General features: G+C 67.3%; 19 protein-coding genes and 3 pseudogenes. 11 read left to right on the top strand and 11 right to left on the bottom strand.

Annotation, left to right across the window (positions count from 1 at the left end; genetic code table 11):
- Positions 1 to 639 (bottom strand): annotated as a pseudogene (locus A5791_RS08190) (endopeptidase); the annotation flags it as partial.
- A gap of 179 nt (positions 640 to 818) precedes the next feature.
- Positions 819 to 1,064, bottom strand: coding sequence for a hypothetical protein (locus A5791_RS08185; RefSeq protein ID WP_067233785.1), 246 nt, complete (start codon positions 1,062 to 1,064; stop codon positions 819 to 821).
- 79 nt (positions 1,065 to 1,143) lie between these two features.
- Here A5791_RS08185 and A5791_RS25895 point away from each other — a divergent pair.
- Positions 1,144 to 3,051, top strand: a pseudogene (locus tag A5791_RS25895) (DEDD exonuclease domain-containing protein); the annotation flags it as partial.
- Here A5791_RS25895 and trpD read toward each other — a convergent pair.
- Positions 2,932 to 4,029: an anthranilate phosphoribosyltransferase gene (trpD, locus tag A5791_RS27125; RefSeq protein ID WP_067233783.1), complete on the bottom strand. Its 1,098-nt coding sequence runs from the start codon at positions 4,027 to 4,029 to the stop codon at positions 2,932 to 2,934. The pseudogene A5791_RS25895 and the gene trpD sit on opposite strands and share 120 nt — an antisense overlap.
- Positions 4,030 to 4,167: 138 nt before the next feature.
- Here trpD and A5791_RS08175 point away from each other — a divergent pair, with 138 nt between their 5' ends.
- The 4 genes from A5791_RS08175 to A5791_RS08160 are packed head-to-tail and all read left to right on the top strand — an operon-like array spanning position 4,168 to position 8,552.
- Positions 4,168 to 4,779, top strand: a complete 612-nt coding sequence (locus A5791_RS08175) for a heme-copper oxidase subunit III (protein WP_067233780.1) — start codon at positions 4,168 to 4,170, stop codon at positions 4,777 to 4,779.
- Positions 4,780 to 4,828: 49 nt separating this feature from the next.
- On the top strand, positions 4,829 to 5,677 hold the full coding sequence (locus A5791_RS08170; protein ID WP_067233806.1) for a cytochrome c: 849 nt from the start codon (positions 4,829 to 4,831) through the stop codon (positions 5,675 to 5,677).
- Positions 5,674 to 6,882, top strand: coding sequence for a ubiquinol-cytochrome c reductase iron-sulfur subunit (locus A5791_RS08165; protein WP_067233808.1), 1,209 nt, complete (start codon positions 5,674 to 5,676; stop codon positions 6,880 to 6,882). Before A5791_RS08170 ends, A5791_RS08165 begins: the two co-directional genes overlap by 4 nt.
- The gene (locus tag A5791_RS08160; protein WP_067233777.1) at positions 6,879 to 8,552 is read left to right on the top strand and encodes a cytochrome bc complex cytochrome b subunit; all 1,674 of its coding nucleotides are present in this window, start codon (positions 6,879 to 6,881) and stop codon (positions 8,550 to 8,552) included. Before A5791_RS08165 ends, A5791_RS08160 begins: the two co-directional genes overlap by 4 nt.
- A 210-nt stretch (positions 8,553 to 8,762) precedes the next feature.
- Here A5791_RS08160 and A5791_RS08155 read toward each other — a convergent pair whose 3' ends face one another.
- From A5791_RS08155 to A5791_RS08140, 4 genes and pseudogenes are all read right to left on the bottom strand, one after another.
- Positions 8,763 to 9,407, bottom strand: coding sequence for a DUF2561 family protein (locus tag A5791_RS08155; protein ID WP_067233804.1), 645 nt, complete (start codon positions 9,405 to 9,407; stop codon positions 8,763 to 8,765).
- A complete protein-coding gene (locus A5791_RS08150) occupies positions 9,407 to 10,297 on the bottom strand; it encodes an MmpS family transport accessory protein (protein ID WP_067233774.1) in 891 nt (296 codons plus the stop codon). The genes A5791_RS08155 and A5791_RS08150 overlap by 1 nt, the downstream gene beginning before the upstream one ends.
- A gap of 192 nt (positions 10,298 to 10,489) precedes the next feature.
- The gene (locus A5791_RS08145; RefSeq protein WP_067233772.1) at positions 10,490 to 10,909 is read right to left on the bottom strand and encodes a cytochrome c oxidase subunit 4; all 420 of its coding nucleotides are present in this window, start codon (positions 10,907 to 10,909) and stop codon (positions 10,490 to 10,492) included.
- Between the two features lie 8 nt (positions 10,910 to 10,917).
- Positions 10,918 to 11,999: pseudogene (locus A5791_RS08140) on the bottom strand (cytochrome c oxidase subunit II).
- Positions 12,000 to 12,229: 230 nt separating this feature from the next.
- On the opposite strand from A5791_RS08140, the gene asnB reads away from it, so the two are divergent.
- A complete protein-coding gene (gene asnB, locus A5791_RS08135; protein ID WP_067233802.1) occupies positions 12,230 to 14,212 on the top strand; it encodes an asparagine synthase (glutamine-hydrolyzing) in 1,983 nt (660 codons plus the stop codon).
- Positions 14,213 to 14,542: 330 nt separating this feature from the next.
- Here the strand turns inward: asnB and A5791_RS08130 are convergent, their stop codons facing one another.
- Positions 14,543 to 15,517: a carbohydrate kinase family protein gene (locus A5791_RS08130; protein WP_067233800.1), complete on the bottom strand. Its 975-nt coding sequence runs from the start codon at positions 15,515 to 15,517 to the stop codon at positions 14,543 to 14,545.
- A gap of 218 nt (positions 15,518 to 15,735) precedes the next feature.
- Here A5791_RS08130 and A5791_RS08125 point away from each other — a divergent pair, with 218 nt between their 5' ends.
- Positions 15,736 to 16,407, top strand: coding sequence for a hypothetical protein (locus tag A5791_RS08125; RefSeq protein WP_067233767.1), 672 nt, complete (start codon positions 15,736 to 15,738; stop codon positions 16,405 to 16,407).
- Between the two features lie 20 nt (positions 16,408 to 16,427).
- Here the strand turns inward: A5791_RS08125 and A5791_RS08120 are convergent, their stop codons facing one another.
- Both A5791_RS08120 and A5791_RS08115 read right to left on the bottom strand, forming a co-directional pair.
- On the bottom strand, positions 16,428 to 16,784 hold the full coding sequence (locus A5791_RS08120; RefSeq protein ID WP_007170830.1) for an iron-sulfur cluster assembly accessory protein: 357 nt from the start codon (positions 16,782 to 16,784) through the stop codon (positions 16,428 to 16,430).
- A gap of 89 nt (positions 16,785 to 16,873) precedes the next feature.
- On the bottom strand, positions 16,874 to 17,950 hold the full coding sequence (locus A5791_RS08115; protein WP_067233797.1) for a glycerate kinase: 1,077 nt from the start codon (positions 17,948 to 17,950) through the stop codon (positions 16,874 to 16,876).
- Positions 17,951 to 18,143: 193 nt separating this feature from the next.
- Between A5791_RS08115 and A5791_RS08110 the strand changes: the two genes are divergently transcribed.
- Genes A5791_RS08110 through A5791_RS08095 form a run of 4 tightly spaced genes read left to right on the top strand, consistent with a single transcriptional unit; the run spans position 18,144 to position 21,186 of the window.
- A complete protein-coding gene (locus A5791_RS08110) occupies positions 18,144 to 18,824 on the top strand; it encodes a DUF3043 domain-containing protein (RefSeq protein WP_067233765.1) in 681 nt (226 codons plus the stop codon).
- A 27-nt stretch (positions 18,825 to 18,851) separates the two neighbouring features.
- The gene (locus A5791_RS08105; RefSeq protein ID WP_067233763.1) at positions 18,852 to 19,400 is read left to right on the top strand and encodes a bifunctional adenosylcobinamide kinase/adenosylcobinamide-phosphate guanylyltransferase; all 549 of its coding nucleotides are present in this window, start codon (positions 18,852 to 18,854) and stop codon (positions 19,398 to 19,400) included.
- On the top strand, positions 19,397 to 20,458 hold the full coding sequence (cobT, locus tag A5791_RS08100) for a nicotinate-nucleotide--dimethylbenzimidazole phosphoribosyltransferase (protein ID WP_197504629.1): 1,062 nt from the start codon (positions 19,397 to 19,399) through the stop codon (positions 20,456 to 20,458). Before A5791_RS08105 ends, cobT begins: the two co-directional genes overlap by 4 nt.
- Entirely contained in the window at positions 20,455 to 21,186 is a 732-nt protein-coding gene (locus A5791_RS08095; protein ID WP_067233758.1) for an adenosylcobinamide-GDP ribazoletransferase, read from the top strand. Before cobT ends, A5791_RS08095 begins: the two co-directional genes overlap by 4 nt.
- A gap of 6 nt (positions 21,187 to 21,192) precedes the next feature.
- On the opposite strand, the gene A5791_RS08090 is transcribed toward A5791_RS08095, so the two are convergent.
- Positions 21,193 to 22,299: a branched-chain amino acid aminotransferase gene (locus tag A5791_RS08090; RefSeq protein WP_067233756.1), complete on the bottom strand. Its 1,107-nt coding sequence runs from the start codon at positions 22,297 to 22,299 to the stop codon at positions 21,193 to 21,195.
- Positions 22,300 to 22,337 lie beyond the last annotated feature (38 nt).

Raw genomic sequence — 22,337 nt, 5'->3', positions numbered from 1 at the left:
TCGCTGGCCTGGCGTCAGCGCGAGGTATTGCGACTTGACCACGGCGATCTGTACCTGCAGCTGGCTCTGCTTGGACTGCAGACTTGCCCGTACCGCCGCGGCCTGCTCGGCCGCGCTCTTGGCGTCGGCGGCGGACTTGGCGGAAGCCTGCTCGGCCTTGGCGGCCTGCTCGCCGGCAGCCCGGTAACTGACCATCTGCTTGGACATTTCGGCCCCCAGCACTCGCTGCACCGACAAACTGTCGATCAGCTGCTGCGGCGACTTTGCCGTCAAGATGGCGTGCATTCCGTCGGTGCGGCCACCCATGTACGTGGCGGCGGCGAGTCTGTTGACAGCGCCCTGGAAGCTGGCCAGCCGATCCTTGGCGGCCTGTGCGGCGGCCTGGTCGTCGGCGTGCCGTCTCTCGGCGGCCTGCTGGACGGCCAGCTTCTTGGTCAAGTCGAGCTGGGCGGTGTGCATGGCTTCGGTTGTCTGCTCGGCCTGCCGGGATAGCTCGTTGAGCTTTGCCACCGCATCGGCTGCGGGGTCGGCGAACGCGTTGGTGGCAACCACAGCGGAGAAGACGGTGAAGCCCGCAAGCGTACCGACCATGGAACGCGCGATGGCACGCGCAATCGGATACTTACAGATGAGCTTCAAAGTGTTGTTTCCTTAAACTGCCGTCGACGCATGTCATCGAGCCGGTTTTAGGTCTCAAACAGGTTACGAAACGATATACGTGTTTGTCCAAAGCGGAGCATTAAGAAAATAGAAAGATTTCTGTCATTTCTTTGTGAGTGGCCTCGTGCACGATCCAGGAGTAAAGCGGCACAGGGCAATTAAGCGACACCCGATCCGCGATCGCGTCGAATCGGAACCAGGCGCAGCCGCGGAGCCAATCCGGCATCGGCGAGCACTTCTAAAGCGGCGCGCTCATCGGACAACAAAGTTTCCGGTACCCCGAGTATCACACTGACAACGCAGTCGCGGCACCCCGCACCCCGCGCCGCGCAGTCGTCGCAGTCGATCACCACTGGCGCGCTTGCCGCGCCACCGTTGCCGTCGGATGCAGTGCTGTGCGCCATCAGGGTCCTCTCGGTCGGCCTGCGTCGAGTTCCTTCGCACGCTAACCGGGACCACCGACATGTTTCCCGTCAGCTGTCGGTGGGCGTGCTTAACGTCACGGCTGTGCGAGTGAGCGGCGCGACCCAGCTGAGCTTCGCCGACCTGCGCCCAGGCGTCGCGGCCGATGAGATGCCCTTGCGTGAGACCACTTTCGTCGTGGTGGACCTGGAGACCACCGGGGGGCGCACGACGGCCCGCGGAGAAGCGCCCGCCGACGCCATCACCGAGATCGGGGCGGTCAAGGTCCGCGGCGGCGTCGTGCTCGGCGAGTTCGCCACTCTGGTGGACCCGCAGCGCAACATCCCGCCCCAGATCGTGCAGCTCACCGGGATCACGTCGGCGATGGTTTGCGACGCTCCGACCATCGACGGCGTGCTGCCGATGTTTTTGGAGTTCGCCGGCGGATCGGTGCTGGTCGCCCACAACGCCGGCTTCGACATCGGATTCTTGCGGGCCGCCGCGCAGCGCTGCGGCATCACCTGGCCCCGGCCGCAGGTGCTGTGCACGGTGCGGTTGGCCCGCCGGGTGCTCAGCCGCGAGGAAGCCCCCAGCGTGCGGCTGGCCGCCTTGGCGCGGTTGTTCGCTGTCGCCGCCCAGCCCACTCACCGTGCCCTCGACGACGCGCGCGCCACCGTCGAGGTGCTGCACGCTCTCATCGAACGAGTGGGCAACCAGGGCGTGCACACGTATGCCGATCTGCGCTCGTACCTACCCGATGTGACGCCGGCCCAGCGCCGCAAGCGCGTCCTCGCCGAGGGGTTGCCGCACCGGCCGGGGGTCTACCTGTTCCGCGGGCCGTCGGGAGAGGTGCTCTACGTCGGCACCGCCGTCGACTTGCGGCGCCGGGTGAGCCAGTACTTCAACGGCGCCGACCGGCGCGGCCGGATCAAGGAGATGGTGGGGCTGGCCGGCCGCATCGACCACGTCGAGTGCGCGCACGCACTGGAGGCCGGGGTACGCGAGCTGCGGATGCTGGCCGCACACGCCCCGCCGTACAACCGCCGGTCGAGGTTCCCGCACCGGTGGTGGTGGGTGGTGCTCAGCGACGAGCCGTTTCCGCGCCTGTCCGTGGTCCGCTCACCCCGACACGACCGCGCGGTCGGACCGTTCCGGTCCCGCACCGACGCCGCCCAGACGGCGGCCCTGCTGGCGCGGTTCACCGGGGTCCGGACCTGCACCACCCGGCTCGGACGTTCGGCGCTGCACGGTCCGTCGTGTCCGGAGGTCGAGGTGTCGCCGTGCCCCGCCGCTCGCGGAGTGACAGCCACGCAATACGCGACGGCGGTGGCGCGGGCCGGCGGGTTGATCGACGGACACGACAACGCCGCACTGGCCGCCGCCGTGCAAGAGGTCACCCGGCTGGCCGCGCTGCACCGCTACGAAAGCGCCGCGCGGCTGCGCGACTTCACCGCCACCACCATCGAAACCCTGTGGCGCGGACAGCGTCTGCGCGCATTGGCGGCGCTGCCCGAGCTGATCGCCGCCGCGCCGGATGGTCAAGGCGGTTACCACCTCTGCGTGATTCGCCACGGCCAGCTCGCTGCGGCCGGCGCAGCCCGCCGCGGGGGGCCGCCGAGGCGGGCCGGGGAGGCGATACGGGCCGGCGCCCCGGCGGTCATCCCGGCGCCGGCGCCGCTGGGGGGCGCGCTGGTCGAGGAGACCGCGCTCATCGCCCGCTGGCTCGCGGCCCCGGGAGTGCGCATCGTCCGCGTCGCCAACGTGGACGACGCCGGGTGGACCACCCCGTTGCGGGCGGCAGGGGCCTGGGCCCGGTGGGCCGCGACGGCTCGCTCCGCGCGGCTGGCAGCCGAGCAGGCGGACCGCGAATCAGACCTGCTGGCTGAACCGCACCCATCGCGCGAGCAGCTTTTCGGCCGCGCCGGTGTCGATGGCGGCGCTGGCCCGCCGCAGCCCGTCCTCCCACGCCGGCAGCCACTCGGCGCGGCTAGATAACCCGGCATGAGCCACGATCGCGCCGGCCGCATTGAGCACCACGGCATCCCGGACCGGGCCCTTGGCGCCGCCCAGCACCGAGCGCGCTTCGGCGGCGTTGGTCTGTGCGTCGCCGCCCAGCAACTCGTCGAGTTCCGCGCGCGCGAACCCGAAGCCCGCCGGATCGAAGGTCAGCTTGTCCACCGTGCCCGCCTGCACCCGCCAGATGGTGCTGGTGGTCGTCGTGGTCAGCTCGTCGAGCCCGTCGTCGCCGTGCACAACCAGCACACTGGATCGCCGCGCGGCGAACACCCCGGCCATCACTTCGGCGAGGTCGCCGAATGCACAGCCGATCAGGCCGGCTCGCGGCCACGCCGGATTGGTAAGCGGCCCAAGGAGATTGAACACCGTGGGCACAGCGATCTCGCGGCGCACCGTGGCCGCGTGCCGGTACGACGGATGGAATACCGGCGCGAAGCAGAACCCGATACCCAGTTCGCCGAGGCTGCGCGCGACCTGCTCGGGACCGAGATCGATGCGGACTCCCAGTGCCTCCAGCGTGTCGGCACCGCCGGACAGCGAGGATGCCGCCCGGTTGCCGTGCTTGACCACCGGCACCCCGGCCGCCGCCACCACGATCGAAGCCATGGTGGACAGGTTGACGGTGTTGACGCCGTCGCCGCCGGTGCCGACTATGTCGACGGTCTCTCCAATGTCTCGACGCATGGCGTCGACGGGCATCTGACGCGCGTGGCGCAGCATCACGTCGGCCAGTTCACTGACTTCGGCCGCGGTGGGACGCTTCATCTTCATCGCCACAGCGAAGGCGGCGATCTGGGTAGGCCTCGCGTTGCCCGTCATGATCTGGTCCATGGCCCACGCCGCGTGGCCCCGGGCCAGGTTCTGCCCGGCGGTCAACCGGCTCAGGACCTGCGGCCACGACGGCGCCGGCTCGACTGGCGGCTCGAATGACGCCCCGGATGACTCAGCCACGCGCCGATGGTCCCACGACGACCAACCGCTACCCAATCGCCGACGAGGTCTGGCTGGTAGCCAGATGAGTGCGACGCGCCACATTGATTTGCCGCCCCGGGTAGTGCTCAACAACTACAAAGCGTCATACTTGCGGATGTGACCAGCGCTGTGGGGACCTCGGGTACTGCGATCACGTCGCGCATTCATTCGCTGAATCGGCCGAACATGGTAAGTGTTGGCACCATAGTCTGGCTTTCCAGCGAGCTGATGTTCTTTGCTGGCCTGTTCGCCATGTATTTCACGGCCCGGGCCCAGGCCGGCGGTAAGTGGCCGCCGCCGCCGACCGAGCTGAATCTCTATCAGGCCGTTCCGGTGACCTTGGTTCTGATCGCGTCGTCATTCACCTGCCAGATGGGGGTGTTCGCGGCCGAGCGCGGTGACGTCTTCGGGCTGCGCCGCTGGTATGTGATCACCTTCCTGATGGGCCTGTTCTTCGTCCTCGGCCAGGGCTACGAGTACTTCCACCTGGTGACGCACGGCACCACGATCCCCAGCAGCGCTTACGGCAGCGTCTTCTACCTCGCCACCGGGTTCCACGGCCTCCACGTCACCGGTGGTCTGATCGCGTTCATCTTCCTGCTCGCGCGCACCGCGATGAGCAAGTTCACGCCGGCGCAGGCGACCGCGAGCATCGTCGTCTCCTACTACTGGCATTTCGTCGACATCGTGTGGATCGCGCTGTTCACCGTGATCTATTTCATCCGTTGAGCCGGCAGGCGCGAACAGGACCCGAACAGGAATGGACAGGAGTTCTCGGTTGAAGAAACTGCGGTTCACCCGATCCGGAGATAAGAAGCGCGACAACCGCTCCCGACGGCGGCTGCAGCGCCGATTGTCCGGAGGACTGCTGCTACTCATCGCGCTCACCATCGCCGGCGGCGTGGCGGCCGTGCTGACCCCGACTCCGCAGGTGGCCGTCGCCGACGAGGACTCCTCGGCGCGGCTGCGCATGGGCAAACAGCTCTTCGAAACCTCCTGCGTTTCCTGCCACGGCGCCAACCTGCAGGGCGTGCCCGACCACGGGCCGAGCCTCATCGGCGTCGGCGAGGCCGCCGTCTACTTCCAGGTGTCCACTGGCCGGATGCCCGCCATGCGCGGTGAGGCGCAAGCACAGCGCAAAGACCCGATCTTCGACGAGGCCCAGACCGATGCGCTCGGCGCCTACGTGCAGGCCAACGGCGGCGGACCCAGGGTGGTGCGCGAGGCCGACGGCAAAACCATCGCGATGCGATCACTGCGCGGCGCGGACCTCGGCCGCGGCGGCGACTTGTTCCGGCTGAACTGCGCGTCCTGCCACAACTTCACCGGCAAGGGTGGGGCACTGTCCTCCGGCAAGTACGCGCCCGACCTGGGACCGGCCAACGAACAGCAAATTCTGACCGCGATGCTGACCGGCCCGCAGAACATGCCCAAGTTCTCCGATCGCCAGCTCTCCATGGAGGCCAAGAAGGACATCATCGGCTACGTCAGGACGGTCGTCGAAGAACGTCAGCCGGGTGGCTACGGCCTCGGTGGGTTCGGACCGGCACCTGAGGGCATGGCGATGTGGATCATCGGCATGGTCGCCGCCATCGGGTTGACGTTGTGGATTGGGGCGCGCTCGTGAGCGACGTTGATGAAGTGAAAGGTTCGGACACCGACAAGGACGCCGGCTCGGCTCGGGAACCCGACGAGGCCGCGCTGGCCACTATGTCCAACGAGGAACTGCTGGCGTTGGGCGGCAAGCTCGACGGTGTCGAGACCGTCTACAAGGAGCCTCGCTGGCCCATCGACGGCACAAAAGCCGAGAAACGCGCCGAGCGCGGAGTGGCTTTATGGCTTTTGCTGGGCGGTGCTTCCGGGCTGGCGCTGCTGTTGGTCTTCCTGTTCTGGCCGTGGGAGTACAAGCCGAAGGAGGAGCACGGCAGCATCCTCTACACGCTGGCCACCCCGCTGTACGGGCTGACCTTCGGTCTGTCCATTCTGGCGATCGGCATCGGCGCTGTGCTGTACCAGAAACGCTTTATCCCCGAAGAGATTTCGATCCAGGAACGGCACGACGGTGCATCGCGGGAGATCGACCGCAAGACGGTCGTCGCGAACCTGACCAACGCCCTCGACGGCTCGACGATCAGAAGGCGCAAGCTGGTCGGCCTGTCGCTGGGCATGGGCTTGGGCGCCTTCGGCCTCGGCACCCTGGTGGCCTTTGCCGGCGGCATGATCAAGAACCCGTGGAAGCCGGTCGTCGACACAGCCGAAGGCAAGAAAGCCGTGTTGTGGACGTCCGGCTGGACTCCGCGCTACAAGGGCGAGACCATCTATCTGGCGCGGGCCACCGGCTCGCACGATTCCGCCCCGTTCATTCGCATGCGGCCGGAAGACATCGATGCCGGCGGGATGGAGACCGTGTTCCCGTGGCGGCAGTCCGACGGCGACGGCACCACCGCGGAATCCCATGAAAAGCTCATCGAAATCAAGTTGGGTATCCGTAACCCCGTGATGCTCATCCGGATTCGTCCCAGCGACATGCCTCGCGTAGTCAAGCGCAAGGGGCAGGAGAGCTTCAACTTCGGCGAGTTCTTCGCCTTCACCAAGGTCTGCTCACACCTGGGCTGCCCGTCCTCGCTCTACGAGCAGCAGTCCTACCGGATCCTGTGCCCGTGTCACCAATCGCAGTTCGACGCTCTGCACTTCGCCAAGCCGATATTCGGTCCCGCGGCGCGCGCACTGGCGCAACTGCCCATCACCATCGACGCCGAGGGGTATCTGGTCGCCAACGGTGACTTTGCCGAGCCCGTCGGACCGGCATTCTGGGAGCGCACAACATCATGAGTCCAAAACTCAGTCCCCCACTCGGTAAAATTCCCCCGGTCGGTGACGTCCTGGCCCGCCAAGGCGAGGACATCGACACGCGCTACCACCCCTCGGCGGCCGTCCGCAGACAGCTGAACAAGGTGTTCCCGACGCACTGGTCGTTCCTGCTGGGCGAGATCGCGCTGTACAGCTTTATCGTGCTGTTGATCACCGGCGTGTATCTGACGCTGTTCTTCGACCCGTCCATGGTCGACGTCAACTACCACGGCGCCTACCAGCCGCTGCGCGGTGTGGAGATGTCGCGCGCCTACGAGTCGGCGCTCAATATCTCCTTCGAAGTCCGCGGCGGGCTGTTCGTGCGCCAGATCCACCACTGGGCGGCGCTGATGTTCTCCGCGGCGATCATGGTGCACCTGGCCCGCATCTTCTTCACCGGCGCCTTCCGCAGGCCCCGGGAGATCAACTGGGTCCTCGGGTCATTGCTGCTGATCCTTTCCATGTTCGAGGGCTACTTCGGCTACTCGCTGCCCGACGACCTGCTCTCCGGCATCGGGCTGCGCGCCGCACTCTCCTCGATCACGCTGGGTATGCCGGTGATCGGCACTTGGTTGCACTGGTTCCTGTTCGGCGGCGACTTCCCCGGCAACATCTTGATCCCGCGGCTGTACGCGTTGCACATACTGCTGTTGCCGGCGATCATTCTGGCGCTGATCGGGGCGCACCTGGCGTTGGTGTGGTTCCAGAAGCACACGCAGTTCCCCGGCCCGGGACGTACCGAGCACAACGTCGTCGGCGTGCGGGTGATGCCGGTGTTCGCGGTCAAATCCGGCGCCTTCTTCGCCACCATCGTCGGTGTCCTGGGTTTGATGGGCGGCCTGCTGCAGATCAACCCCATCTGGAACCTGGGCCCCTACAAGCCTTCCCAGGTCTCGGCGGGCTCCCAGCCCGACTTCTACATGATGTGGACCGAGGGTCTGGCCCGTATCTGGCCGCCCTGGGAGTTCTACTTCTGGCACCACACCATTCCCGCCCCGGTCTGGGTGGCGCTGATCATGGGTTTGGTTTTCGTCCTGCTGATCGTTTATCCGTTCTTGGAGAAGCGGTTCACCGGGGACTATGCGCACCACAATCTGCTGCAGCGCCCCCGCGACGCCCCGGTGCGAACCGCGGTGGGAGCCATGGCGATCAGCTTCTACATGGTGCTCACGCTGGCGGCGATGAACGACATCATCGCGTTCAAGTTCCACATTTCGCTGAACGCGACGACGTGGATCGGGCGCATCGGCATGGTGATCTTGCCGCCGCTGGTGTACTTCGTCGCCTATCGGTGGTGCATCGGGCTGCAGCGCAGCGACCGCGCGGTGCTCGAGCACGGGGTGGAGACCGGCATCATCAAACGGCTGCCGCACGGTGCCTACATCGAGTTGCACCAGCCGCTGGGCCCCGTCGACGACCACGGCCACCCGCTACCGCTGGAATACCAGGGCGCACCGGTCCCCAAGCGCATGAACAAGCTGGGGTCGGCCGGCACGCCGGGTAGTGGGAGCTTCATGTTCGCCGACCCGGCGTCGGAGGATGCGGCACTGCGCGAGGCGGCGCACGCCGCCGAGCACCGGGCCCTCACCGCCCTGCGCGAACACCAGGAAGGCCTGAACGGCTCACCGAACGGGGAACGCCGGGAGCACTAGACCCCCGGGATCCGCACATATTGCGGTTTCACTGTGTATTAACGGCTTTCAGTGTGTAACTAGGGCGTTCGGAGTGAGTGAGCGGCGGAATTCGGCGCGAATTTTCGCCCACGTTGCACAGGCAAAGCCCAGGGTTCACAGCCGATCCGGGCTCCACGATGACCCTCCGAAGCACGAATGCCGCCCGTGCTCACAGCGGCCGCGCCTCAGCTAGTGAACGGCGATTACCTCACGCAGCTGACGGACATGTAGCCACTCGAGCGCGGGCATCGCCGCGGTGATCAGCCCAGCGAACGTATAGCCGACCCAGGACGCGCCGTCGTGGCCGACGGCCATCAAGTAGGTCGCCACTCCGACGGCAATCAGCGCTGCCCCCATCGTGCCGGTGAGGGCGACCGCGCCCCGCAACCAGATGCGGTCCACTGCCGCGCCTGACCACTCGTCGACGTGCCCGTACTCTTGCGCCCGCTCCGGACGCGGCCCCGCCGCGCCGCGCGCGGCCGGGTACCCGCCGGAGCCGGCCGACGACCTCGCGGGCCGGCCTGCCAGCGCGCCTGCCGGGCCGCCCGCCGGTTCGTCCTGTGCCATGCGGCGGGCGCGCAACAGCATCGGGATCGCGCCCGCGATGATCAGCGCGGAGACGACGATGACGACATACAGAATCCATGGCGTGTGCGGCGTCCTCGCCACCTTGTGGAAACCACGACCCAGATCCGCCAGCGCGACGATGGCCGCGACGCTCACGCCCACCAACAGCAACCACACCGCCGCGCACGCCCCGATCAGTATGCGATCGACGACGTCCGGTGGAACGGTGTCCGACCCTTGCCGGTATGCCGAGTATCTGCCGACCATCAGCAGCTCGTCTGCCATGCATCATTGGCGTTGGCCGACAACACCGTTCCGTCGCTCGTGGTGATGGAGCAGTTGAGCTTGCTGACCCGGAACAGGCTGGATGCTTCGAGCGAGCCGACGTCGGATTGCGAGATCGGGGTCACGGTCATCGACCACGGGATGTACACGTTGTGCTGGGTCCGCCGCCGACCCGAAGCGTCCACGTAGGTCACCGTGATGATGTCGCCGGGCGCCTTGATACCGGTCACCGAATAGGTGACTTGCCGCGGACCGGCGGGCGTGGTGGTCGTGGGAGGCGGCGGCACCACCGCCGCCGGGGGGCCACTCGCCGGCGGCGCCGCGACGGTCGGCGGCGGGGCCGATGACGGCGCAGGTGTCACGGTCACTGTCTGGGTCTCCGTTGATGTTGAGATTTCGGTGGAAGTCGGCGTCGACGACGGCGGCGGCGGTTTGGTCGTGGTCATCTCGTCCTGGGAGGGCAGCACGGACGCCGTGGTACCCGGGGTGGCGACTTGGTTGGTGTCACTGCGGGTGACCAGTATCGACACCGACGCAACCAGCGCGATCGCGGCCAGGATGGCGGCGACGCCGACCACCCACGGCCAGCGCGGAGCGGCGCGTTCGTCGATCAGGTCCGACGAGCCGTCATAGTCGTCGTAGTCGTAGAGCCGCAGATCCGCCGGCACATAAGGGCCACTGATGAATTGCTCGGACTCTGGCGCCGAGTAGGCCCGCGAGTAGATGTCGGTCTGGCCGGTGTGGTCGCTTGCATCGTCGCCGGCGTCGTCGAAGGGCTCCAGCTCGGCTTCAGGCTCGCTGCCGGAGTCGCTGTGTGCGCCGGCGGAATCGGGTTCCTCAAGATCCCGCCCGGGAGGATTCGGCACGCTCATGTTCGTCTGCTTCGTCTGCCCTGTCCAACTCCATCGTCGGCGCGTGCGGCTCCGCAGCTGCAGCGGTGCGCACGCGCTCGGGAGATTCTCATGGTCCTTCGGCAAACCCTACCGAACCGGTCAGGGCAAATAAGTCTGGGCGAACGGGCCACCGATGAAGTGATGTCCGGATTGTGACCTTCGGGGCGTCGATCAGTGCTTCTCGGGCCCGACGTAGTACTCGAACACCAGTCCGGCCGCCGACGCGAGGATGAACACCACCCCGGCAACGATGAGCCAAGGCAGCCACAACGCGATACCGGTCGCCGCCACCGACCCGGACAGCGCAATCAGAATCGGCCACCAGCTGTGTGGGCTGAAGAACCCCAATTCCCCTGCGCCGTCACTGATCTCAGCACCCTCATAGTCCTCCGGCCGGGTGTCCAGCCGGCGCGCCACGAACCGGAAGAAGGTGGCCACAATCAATGCCATGCCGCCCGTGAGCGCCAGTGCGGTGGTGCCCGCCCACTCCACGCCGCCGGTGGCGAACAGCGAAGTAAGCACCCCGTACAGGACCGCGGAGAGGACGAAGAACGCGGCGATGAACTCGAACAGCCTCGCTTCGATATGCATTGGGTGTCCTAACCTACTGGCTTCGGGCCAGCTCGCCACGGCGAGTGTCGAACGGATGGGTGGTGGTCGCAAGAGGTTCTTCGCCGATCGCCTTCAGCGCCTCGGCGTTGGTCGTCTTGTTGTCCATCCGCTTCTGCAGGTACTCCTTGAACTTGGCGGGTGTGACCGCGCGAACCTCGAAGTTCATCATCGAGTGGTAGGTGCCGCACATCTCGGCGCAGTGACCGACATACGCCCCCGGCTTGGTGATCCGTTCGATTTGGAAGCGGTTGATGGAGTTGTTCGCCTCGGGGTTGGGCATCACGTCACGCTTGAACAGGAACTCCGGCACCCAGAACGCGTGGATGACGTCTGCCGAGTTCAGCTGGAATTCGATGCGCGTATCGGTGGGCAACACCAGCACCGGAATTTCGGTGCTGGTTCCCAGGGTTTCGATCCTGTCGAAGTTCAGGTAGGTCCGGTCCTCGGTGTTGAGCCCGCGCACCGGCCCGACCCGCTCCTCACCGTGCTGGTCCTTGCCTTCCGGCTTGGAGACCATGGCCTTCTTCTTCGCCTCGTCGGCGCCGTCGTAGTCCTGGCCGTCCTTGAAATGGACCCGCTGGTAGCCGAACTTCCAGTTCCATTGGAACGATGTGACGTCGATGACGACTTCGGGATCCTTGGCCAGGTGCAGCATCTTCTCCTGCACCACCACGGTGAAGTAGAACAGCACCGAGATGATGATGAACGGTGCCACGGTGAGCACCAGCTCCAGCGGCATGTTGTAGCCGAACTGCCGCGGGAAGTCGGTGTCGCGAGCCCTCTTGCGGTGGAAGACGGCGGTCCAGAAAATCAGGCCCCACACGACGACGCCGACGACCAGGGAGGCGATCACCGCCCCGATCCACAGCTCCCGGTTCAGATGCGCCTCCGGGGTGACGCCCTTCGGCCACCCCATCGCCATCGCGTCCTCCCAGCTGCAACCGCTCAGGACGACGGCCAGCACGCCCAGTGTGCCGACCAGCGCCAGCCGTCGGACCGTGCCCGCGGAAAGGCGCTGAAACCTACCCTGCGACAAGCATTGCGAACGGCCTAGCTCGCGACGTGTCACGTTGGCGCCTCCTGTATCACAAGCTGGGTCGACGGGAGCTGTCCCGGCTCGAGCGAGAACTCGGGCGGGAACCCTCGGCTAACTCGGATGCGAATACTACGCAGCGTAGACCACGCCGCCCAGCAGGGCGACGACGTGTGCCATAACGACCCGTTGCACACGTAACCCCAGGACGCTCCATGAGCACTCCGAAGGCGATCGGCGCCCCGGATGCGGCATACTGGGGCGCCGTGTGTGGACTGCTGGCGTTCGTGGCGGCTCCGGCTCCCCGTGATGGTCCTGCGGCCGGGACCGACGATCTTGCCCAGGCCACCGCGGCCCGCGCCGACAATGCCATCGCCGGCGCCGCACACCTGATGCGCCACCGTGGGCCCGACGAGCCGGGCACCTGGGTGGACCCCGACGCCGACGGCTCTGTGGTGTTCGGCTTCAACCGGTTGTCCATCATCGACATCGCGCATTCGCATCAGCCGCTGCGGTGGGGCCCACCGGAGACGCCCGACCGCTACGTCCTGGTCTTCAACGGCGAGATCTACAACTACCTGGAGCTGCGCGACGAGCTGCGCACCCAGCATGGCGCCGATTTCGCGACCGACGGTGACGGCGAGACCATCGTCGCCGGCTACCACTACTGGGGCACCGAGGTGCTGGCGCGGCTGCGCGGCATGTTCGCGTTCGCGCTCTGGGACACCGCGAGCCGCGAATTGTTCTGTGCGCGCGACCCGTTCGGCATCAAGCCGCTGTTCATGGCGACCGGCACCGGGGGCACGGCGGTGGCGAGCGAGAAGAAATGCCTGCTCGACCTGGCCGAACTGGTGGGTTTCGACACCGAAATCGACCTGCGGGCGGTACAGCACTACACCGTTCTGCAGTATGTGCCGGAGCCCGAGACGCTGCATCGTGGCGTGCGCCGGCTGGAGTCGGGGTGCTTTGCGCGCATCCGGCCCGGGCTCGCCCCCGAAATCACCCGCTACTTCGTGCCGCGGTTCGCCGCGGTGCCGATCACCCGCGACACCGAGCAGGCCCGTTACGACGAGATCACCGCGGTGCTGGAGGACTCGGTGGCCAAACACATGCGTGCCGACGTGACCGTCGGTGCGTTCTTGTCCGGCGGCATCGACTCCACGGCCATCGCGGCACTGGCGATCCGGCACAACCCGCGGCTGATCACCTTCACCACCGGTTTCGAGCGTGAGGGATTCTCCGAGATCGACGTCGCCGTGGCCTCGGCCGAGGCGATCGGCGCCCGCCACATCGCCAAGGTGGTCAAGCCCGACGAGTTCGTCGCCGCCCTGCCCGAAATCGTCTGGTACCTCGACGAGCCCGTCGCCGACCCGGCGCTGGTACCGCTGTTCTTCGTGGCCCGCGAGGCCCGCAAGCACGTCAAGGTGGTGCTGTCCGGCGAAGGCGCCGACGAGCTGTTCGGCGGCTACACGATCTACCGCGAGCCGCTGTCGCTGAAACCCTTCGACTACCTGCCGGCGCCGCTGCGGCGCTCGATGGGCAAGGTGTCCAAACCGCTGCCGGAGGGCATGCGGGGCAAGAGCCTGCTGCATCGCGGATCGCTGACGCTCGAGGAGCGCTACTACGGAAATGCCCGCAGCTTCTCGGACCTGCAGCTGCGCGAGGTGCTGCCCGAATTCCGTGCGGACTGGACCCATACCGACGTGACGGCGCCGGTGTACGCCGCATCGGCCGGGTGGGACCCGGTGGCACGCATGCAGCACATCGACCTGTTCACCTGGCTGCGTGGCGACATTCTGGTCAAGGCCGACAAGATGACCATGGCCAATTCGCTGGAGTTGCGCGTGCCGTTCTTGGATCCCGAGGTGTTCGCGGTGGCGTCGCGGTTGCCGGTGGCCGCCAAGATCACCCGAACCACCACCAAGTACGCGCTGCGACGGGCCCTGGAGCCCGTCGTGCCGGCGCACGTGCTGAACCGGCCCAAGCTGGGATTCCCGGTGCCGATCCGGCATTGGCTGCGCGCCGGCGAGCTGCTGGACTGGGCGTACTCGATTGTCGACGCGTCGCAGGCAGACCACCTGGTCGACATCGCCGCGGTACGCCGGATGCTCGAGGAACACCGCTGCGGGACCGCCGATCACAGCCGTCGGCTGTGGACGTTGCTGATTTTCATGCTGTGGCACGCGATCTTCGTCGAGGGCAGCGTGGTGCCGCAGATCAGCGAGCCGGAGTACCCGGTCGAGTTGTAGCCCGTTCCGCGCCGGTGGCAGGCCCGAGCGCAGTTTCGACGCCATTAGTGCTGAGTTGCGAGCAGGCTGCCTGGGGCTCGGACTTCCAGCGTGAACCGAGGGCTTTCAGTGTGAACCGAGGGCTTTGAGTGTGAACCGAGGGTTTTGAGAGGGAGCTCACGGCGGATTCTGCGCCATTTTCTCGCCCTGGACTCACAGCCAACGCCGTCGGTTCACAGCCGACGATGGTCAACGCATTCAACGCATTCAATGAGTGCGAGCAGACGCAGAATCCCCTCTTACGGCATGCAACAGGGCATTTTGCGTCTGCCCGGCGTTCTAAGCGCCTAACTAAGCCAGTACCGCGGCGATCTCGGCGGCGGCATCGTCGCCGAAGGCGCCCGCCAACCGGGTAGCTGCAAGCCCGCGGTCCCAGGTCCACTCCTGCGTGCCGGTCGATTCCAGCACCAGCACAGCCACCAGCGAACCCAGCTGTGCTGAACGCTCCACGCTCAGCCCGGCGCTTCGTCCCATCAGGAACCCGGCGCGGAATGCATCGCCCACGCCGGTGGGATCGGTTTGGCTCGTCTCGGGCACTACGCCGACGTGAACACTGGTGCCGTCGCGGTCCACGATGTCGACGCCCTTGGCGCCCAATGTGGTGACCCGCAGGTCGATCTGAGCCATCACGTCGGCTTCCGACCAGCCGGTCTTGGACAGCAGCAAGTCCCATTCGTAGTCGTTGGTGAACAAGTAGGTGGCGCCGTCGATCAGTTTGCTGATCTCCTCGCCGGTCAGCCGCGCCAGCTGCTGCGAAGGGTCGGCGGCGAACGGCAGCCCGAGCTTGCGGCACTCTTCGGTGTGCACCACCATCGCCGCGGGGTCGTTCGCCCCGATGATGACCAGCTCGGGCTTGCCGATGGCGGACACCACGTCGGCCAGCGAGATGTCGCGCGCCTCCGACATGGCGCCCGGATAGAACGACGCGATCTGGGCCATGTCGAGGTCGGTGGTGCAGACGAAACGCGCCGTGTGCGCGGTCTTGGAGACCAGCACGTGCTCACAGTTGACGTTGTGGGCTTCCAGCCAATTGCGGTAGTCGGCGAAGTCGTCGCCGGCCGCACCCACCAGCGCGACGTCCCCACCCAGCACGCCGATGGCGAAGGCGATGTTGCCGCCCACCCCACCGCGATGAATCACCAGGTCGTCGACCAAAAAGCTGAGTGAGACCTTCTGCAGATGATCGGCCAGCAGCTGCTCGGAGAAGCGGCCGGGAAAGCGCATTAGATGGTCGGTCGCAATCGAGCCAGTCACCGCGATCGTCACGGAAATCCACCCTTCGTCTTCTACGGCCGTCCAGCCTACCCAGCGCTCTCGACGGCGCGGTCCGCGCGGTTGCGACTCAGGCTCGTCCACGGTCTGCGACAGGCCGTGCGCTAGCCTGCCAAGAGAGCTCACTTCGTTGCCTGAAACTCCAATTGCGGGGAACTCCACCCATTGGGCGGCAACCGCTCAGCCCCATCCACCACCGTAGGAGAATCACGATGGCCGGTCCGCAATCGCCGAACCCGACCGGCACTGACGGACCCCACTACCCTGAGCCCGGCTCCCCCGGTCCCCAGGGCCACGAGTACGTGGCGAGCGAGCCGGCGTTCGCAACCAACCCGCCAGAGCCGCAATCGTCGGTCCCCTATCCTGAGCAGCTGCCCCCTGCGCAGGCGTATCCCAAGCGCAGGCACAAGCGGCTGATCATCGGAGTGCTGGTGGCCGCCGCGCTGGTGGCCGTCATGACGGCGGCGATCGTGTACGGCGTTCGCACCAACGGCGCCAACACCGGCTCGACGTTGTCCGAGGGGACGGTCAAGACCGCGATTCAGGGCTACCTGGACGCACTCGAGCAGCGCGATATCGAAACGATCTCCCGCAACGCGCTGTGCGGGATGTACGACGGGGTGCGCGACCGGCGGCCCGACCAGGCCCTGGCCAAGGCGAGCAGCGACGCGTTCCGCAAGCAGTTCTCGCGGGTCGAGGTGACTTCGGTGGACAAGATCGTCTACCTGTCGCAGTACCAGGCCCAGGCGTTGTTCACCATGCGGGCAACGCCGGCGAGGGGCGGCCCGACGCGCGGCGAGATGCAGGCCGTGGCTCAGTTGCTTTTCCAGCGTGGCCAGATCTCGGTGTGCTCCTACATACCGCGCAGCACCGGCGCCTACTAGGTCGCCTCAGACCCGGAAGGTCAGTTGAACGAGTCCCCGCACGCGCAGGAGCCCGTGGCGTTGGGGTTGTCGATGGTGAAGCCCTGCTTTTCGATGGTGTCCACGAAGTCGATGGACGCGCCTTCCACATAGGGCGCGCTCATCCGGTCGACCGTCAGCGTCACACCACCGAACTCCGCCGTCAGATCGCCGTCCAGCGTCCGGTCGTCGAAGAAGAGGTTGTAGCGCAGTCCTGCGCAGCCACCCGGCTGAACCGCGATACGCAGCGCCAGGTCGTCTCGGCCTTCCTGATCCAGCAGGGACTTCGCCTTGGTGGCTGCGGCCTCGGTCAGAATCACGCCGTGGGTCTTGGCGCTCGACTCGTTCTGCACCGTCATTGCTTCTCCTACGTGCTCTTGCGTGGGTCAGAGTTCAGGTGGGTCCGCCCGGCGACTCATGGTTTGCGCACTGGAAGCAGCCCACCTCATCAACGGTACCTTGCTGGGCCGCTATTCCCGAGTCGCGCCGCCACCTCCGACGCCAATCCGATCAGCTGGTTGGCCGCGTCAGCCTGGGCCAACCCCACCGAACCGGCGTATTCGGCGATCGAGAGGGCCGACATGATGCCCGCCGCTCGCGAGGTGGATTTGTCCAAACTCACTTGTCCGGCCAGCACGATCACCGGAATGCCGAGCGGAATGGCGGCATCAGCCAGCGAGCCGACCACCTTTCCGTGCAGGGACTGCTCGTCGAACTTGCCTTCGCCGGTGACGATCATGTCCGCATCGGCCAAGTCGTCGGCGAGGTGGGTGTGCTCCGCGATGATGGCCGCCCCGGACTCACAGCGACCGCCGAGCGCCAGCAGCCCGGCCCCGATGCCACCGGCGGCGCCGGCGCCGTGCTCGGCGCTCACGTCGCGTCCGGCAGCGTCTTCCAGTTCCAGCGCCCACCCCTCGAGGCGGACTTCCAGCGCTGCCACGGCGGCGGTGTCGGCACCCTTCTGCGGCGCGAATACGCGGGCCGCGCCCCACGGTCCCAACAGCGGGTATTTGACGTCGGACGCGGCAATCAGGTCGACGGTGCTGAGCTTGGCGCGCGCAGCCTCGAGCCCACCGAGTTCGGCGATCATTCCCCTGCCGCCGTCGGTGCATGCGCTGCCACCCAGCCCGACCACGATCCGGGTCGCCCGGGCGCGCAGCGCCTCGTCGATGAGCTGCCCGACTCCCCTACTGTGGGCGGCCAACGAGGTCCTCGGCGTCGGCGGCCCTTCGAGCAAGGTAAGGCCGCAGGCCTGCGCACACTCCAGATATGCGGTCGACGAGGCCCGGTCGAACACCCACTTGGCGTCCACCGGCTTGCCCAGCGGCCCTGCCACCCGCAGTCGACGCGCCTTCCCGAACCGGCTGGCCAGCACCTCGACGAAACCGGGGCCGCCGTCGGACTGCGGGGCGACGATGAAGCGATCTCGGGACCGGGATCTGGTCCAGCCGGTCGCTATGGCCGCGGCGGCCTGCACCGCCGACAGGCTGTTGCCATAGCAGTCCGGAGCCACCAGGACGCACATCGCAGGCAGCTGGATACGGCCTGGCGCGAGGTCAGCGCCGGCGGGATCCGACGCCAAGGAGTCGTCGCTCACGGACAGCCGTTCATTACTCCGTAAGAGTAGGGCCATGTGACGCAACGCACTGGCGATGCACGATACGGGTTCTCTCCAGGGCTATTTGGGCCCTGTCCAGCCGCGAAGTAACCTGGCGACTGTGAAGCTCCTGGGCCGCAAGAAGGGCCAAGAAGACGGCCAAGACGCACCGCCCACATCCGACGACGCCGGTTCCGTCGTCGCACCCTCGCGCGGATCCCGCACCACGGGACCAAAGGGCCGGCCCACCCCCAAGCGCGACGCCGCCAGGCGCGGCGCCAGGAAGGGCCCGGTCGCACCGGCACCCATGACCGCCGCCGAGGCGAGGGCCAGGCGCAAATCTCTGGCCGGTCCCAAGCTCAGCCGGGAGGAGCGGCGGGCCGAGAGAACCGCCAGCCGGGCCCGGATGACCGAACGCCGCGAGCGCATGATGGCCGGCGAAGAGGCCTATCTGCTGCCGCGCGATCAGGGACCGATTCGCCGCTACGTCCGCGACGTCGTCGATGCGCGGCGCAACGTGCTCGGCCTGTTCATGCCGTCCGCGCTGGCGCTGCTGTTCGTCATGTTCGCGGTGCCGCCGCTGCAGCTCTACGTCTCCCCGGCGATGTTGATTCTGATGGCCGTGATGGGTATCGATGCGTTCATCCTGGGCCGCAAAGTCGGCAAGATGGTCGACGAGAAATTTCCGACGAACACTGAAAGCCATTGGAAGCTGGGTGTTTACGCCGCCGGCCGGGCCTCGCAGCTGCGCCGGACGCGCACGCCCAGGCCCCAAGTCAAGCGCGGCGCCGATGTGGGTTAAAAGCGCGGCGAAGGGCGTCTGACCCCGGTGCGCACGCTGGTGCTCGGCGGGATCCGGTCGGGCAAATCCCGGTGGGCGGAGGAAACCATCGCGCGGTCACTGGCACCTGACGAGCCGGTGTGTTACCTGGCCTCGGGCTTGGCCGCCGCGGCCGACGCGGAGTGGGCAGAGCGGGTCGCCAAGCATCGCGACCGCCGTCCCGCGCATTGGTCGACCGTCGAAACCGATGACATCGCAACACAATTGCGACAGTCACCGGCCATGCCGACTTTGGTCGACGATCTCGGCGCCTGGCTGACCAGTGTGCTGGACCGCCATCAGGCCTGGGACGACGGTTCGGCGGTGGTTTCGGTCCAGCAGACGATCGACGATGTGATCGCCGCGGTCGGCACGTTCGGTTCGACGCTGATGGTCGTCAGCCCGGAGGTCGGGTTGACCGTGGTGCCGGCCACCGCGTCGGGGCGCCGGTTCGCCGACGAACTCGGTAGCCTCAACCAGCGCATGGCGGCGCTGTGCGAACGGGTGGTGCTGGTAGTGGCCGGACAGGCTGTGCCGATCAAGCCGTCGGGAACGTGATGGAATTCGCGCCAGTAGATCCGCCGGACCGGGACGCCGCCGCGGCCGCGCGCGCCCGCCAGGACACGTTGACCAAGCCGAAGGGTGCGCTGGGCCGCCTGGAGGAGCTGGCCATCTGGGTGGCCTCGTGCCAGGCTCAATGCCCGCCACGAGATTTTCAGCGCGCCCGGGTGGTGGTGTTCGCCGGTGACCACGGTGTCGCCCGATCCGGGGTGTCGGCTTACCCACGGGAAGTGACCGCCCAGATGGTCGCGAACATCGACAGCGGCGGGGCCGCGATAAACGCCCTGGCCAGCGTTGCCGGCGCGACGGTGCGGGTCGTGGACCTGGCCGTGGATGCCGATACCGTGTCTGACCAGATCGGGGCGCACAAAGTGCGGCGCAGCAGCGGCGATATCGCCGTCGAGGACGCCTTGACCGAAGACGAGACGGTTGGTGCGATCGAGGCCGGCCAGCGCATAGCCGACGAGGAGGTCGACGGCGGGGCGGACCTGTTGATCGCCGGCGACATGGGAATCGGGAACACCACTCCCGCCGCGGTTCTGGTGGCAGCGCTGACCAACTCCGAGCCCGTCGCCGTGGTCGGCTTCGGGACCGGGATCGACGACGCCGGCTGGGCACGCAAAACTGCGGCAGTGCGCGACGCGCTGTTTCGGGCGCGGCCGGTGCTGCGCGACCCGATCGGTTTGCTGCGCTGCTGTGGCGGCGCGGATTTGGCCGCGATGGCCGGCTTCTGCGCGCAGGCTGCCGTCCGGCGGACCCCGCTGCTGCTGGACGGCATGGCGGTGACGGCCGCCGCGCTGGTCGCCGAGCAACTGGCGCCGGGCGCCCGGATGTGGTGGCAGGCCGGTCACCGGTCCACCGAACCGGGTCACAGCGTGGCCCTGGCGTCGCTCATGTTGGACCCGATCCTGGACCTGGGCATGCGGCTGGGCGAGGGCACCGGCGCCGCGGTGGCATTGCCGGTGTTGCGCGGCGGGGTGGCCACACTGTCGGGCATGGCGACTTTTCAAGAAGCCGGCGTTGCTTCCCCCGCGCCAGACCCTGCCACGCCGTGATGCGTTCGCTGGCAACAGCTTTCGCGTTCGCAACGGTCGTGCCGGTGCCGCGCGCCGGTGGGCTCGCGATGGGCCGTGGCGGCATGACCGCGCTGCCGGTGGTCGGCGCCGCGCTGGGCGGCTTGGCGGCCGCGGTGTCGTGGGCCGGCGCGCACATGTTCGGGCCCTCCAGCCCGCTGTCCGGTCTGCTCGTGGTGACGGCGCTACTGCTCGTCACCCGGGGTCTGCACGTCGACGGCGTCGCCGATACGGCCGACGGGCTGGGCTGCTACGGGCCGCCGCAGCGGGCGCTGGCCGTGATGCGCGAGGGGTCGACAGGGCCGTTCGGGGTGGCCGCGGTGGTGTTGGTCATCATGCTGCAGGCGCTGGCGTTCTCCAGGGTGGGGCTCGTTGCTATAGCCGTGTCGGTGTTTGCCGGACGAGTGTCCGCGGTGCTGGCTTGCCGGCAGTCGGTGCCGGCGGCCGACGGCAGCGCCCTGGGCGTGCGGGTCGCCGGCACCCAATCCATGCCGGTGGTGCTGGCCTGGCTCGCGGTGCTGCTGGCCGTCGCGGTGCCGGTTGGTCCGCGACCATGGCACGGCCCGGTTGCGGTGCTGGTGGCGGTCTGTTGCGGCGCGGGGTTGGTCGCGCACTGCGTACGCCGGTTCGGAGGTATCACCGGCGACGTGTTGGGCGCCGCTATCGAACTCACCACGACTGTGAGCGCCGTGGGGTTGGCTGTTGGGTGAGCAGACCTAACCCAGCCGCGTCATCCAGCCGTGCGTGTCGGCAAAGGTGCCACGCTGGATGCCCGTCAGGGTGTCGCGCAGGGCCATCGTCACCTCACCGGATTTGCCGTCGGCGATGGTGAACTCGCTGTCCCCGTACTTGACCCGCCCGATCGGCGTGATGACCGCGGCGGTACCGCAGGCGAACACCTCGGTGATCTCCCCGGCTGCGGTCTTCTTCTGCCACTCGTCGATGTCGATCTTGCGTTCCTCGATGGCGAACCCGGCGTCAGTGGCCAACTGCAGCAACGAATCCCGCGTGATGCCGGGCAACAGCGAGCCGGACAGCTCGGGGGTGACCAGTCGTGCCGACCCGCCGCTTCCGAACACGAAGAAGACGTTCATCCCGCCCATCTCTTCGACAAAGCGACGTTCGACGGCGTCCAGCCACACGACCTGGTCGCAACCGTTCTCGGCGGCTTCGGCCTGAGCCAGCAGCGACGCGGCATAGTTACCGCCGAACTTGGCCGCGCCGGTGCCCCCCGGGCTGGCCCGCACATACTCCGTCGACACCCAGACGGTGACGGGGTTGATCCCGCCCTTGAAGTACGCCCCGGCCGGCGAGCCGATCAGCAGGTACCGGTACTCCTTGGCCGGCCGCACCCCCAGCCCCGGCTCGGTGGCGAAGACGAACGGCCGCAGATATAAGGCCTCCTCGCCACCGGCCGGCGGCACCCAGGCGTTGTCGACGGCGATGAGCTCGCAGAGCGATTCGATGAACACCCCGTCGGGCAGTTCGGGAATCGCCAGTCGACGCGCCGACGAGCGCAACCGGGCGGCGTTGGCGTCCGGACGAAAGGACACGATCGACCCGTCCGCCCAGCGGTAGGCCTTGAGACCCTCGAACACTTCCTGCGCGTAGTGGAGCACGATCGCCGAGGGGTCCAGCTCGATCGGGCCGTAGCCGATGACCCGCGCGTTGTGCCAGCCTTTCCCGTCCAGATAGTCGATCGACACCATGTGATCGGTGTGGTATTTGCCGAAGCCAGGGTCAGCCAGTATCGATTCACGTTCGGCACGGGTGGCCGGATTTGTCGCGGGCGAAACCGTGAACTCGAGGGAGCCGCGGGTCATGGCGCTGATTGTATCTCCGGGTGCCAATGGTTATTTGC

The sequence above is a fragment of the Mycobacterium sp. 852002-51163_SCH5372311 genome (assembly GCF_001667115.1).
Taxonomy (GTDB): Bacteria; Actinomycetota; Actinomycetes; order Mycobacteriales; family Mycobacteriaceae; genus Mycobacterium.
The sequence above is the reverse complement of the archived record's forward strand: the minus strand, read 5'-3'. Positions and strand labels throughout refer to the sequence as shown.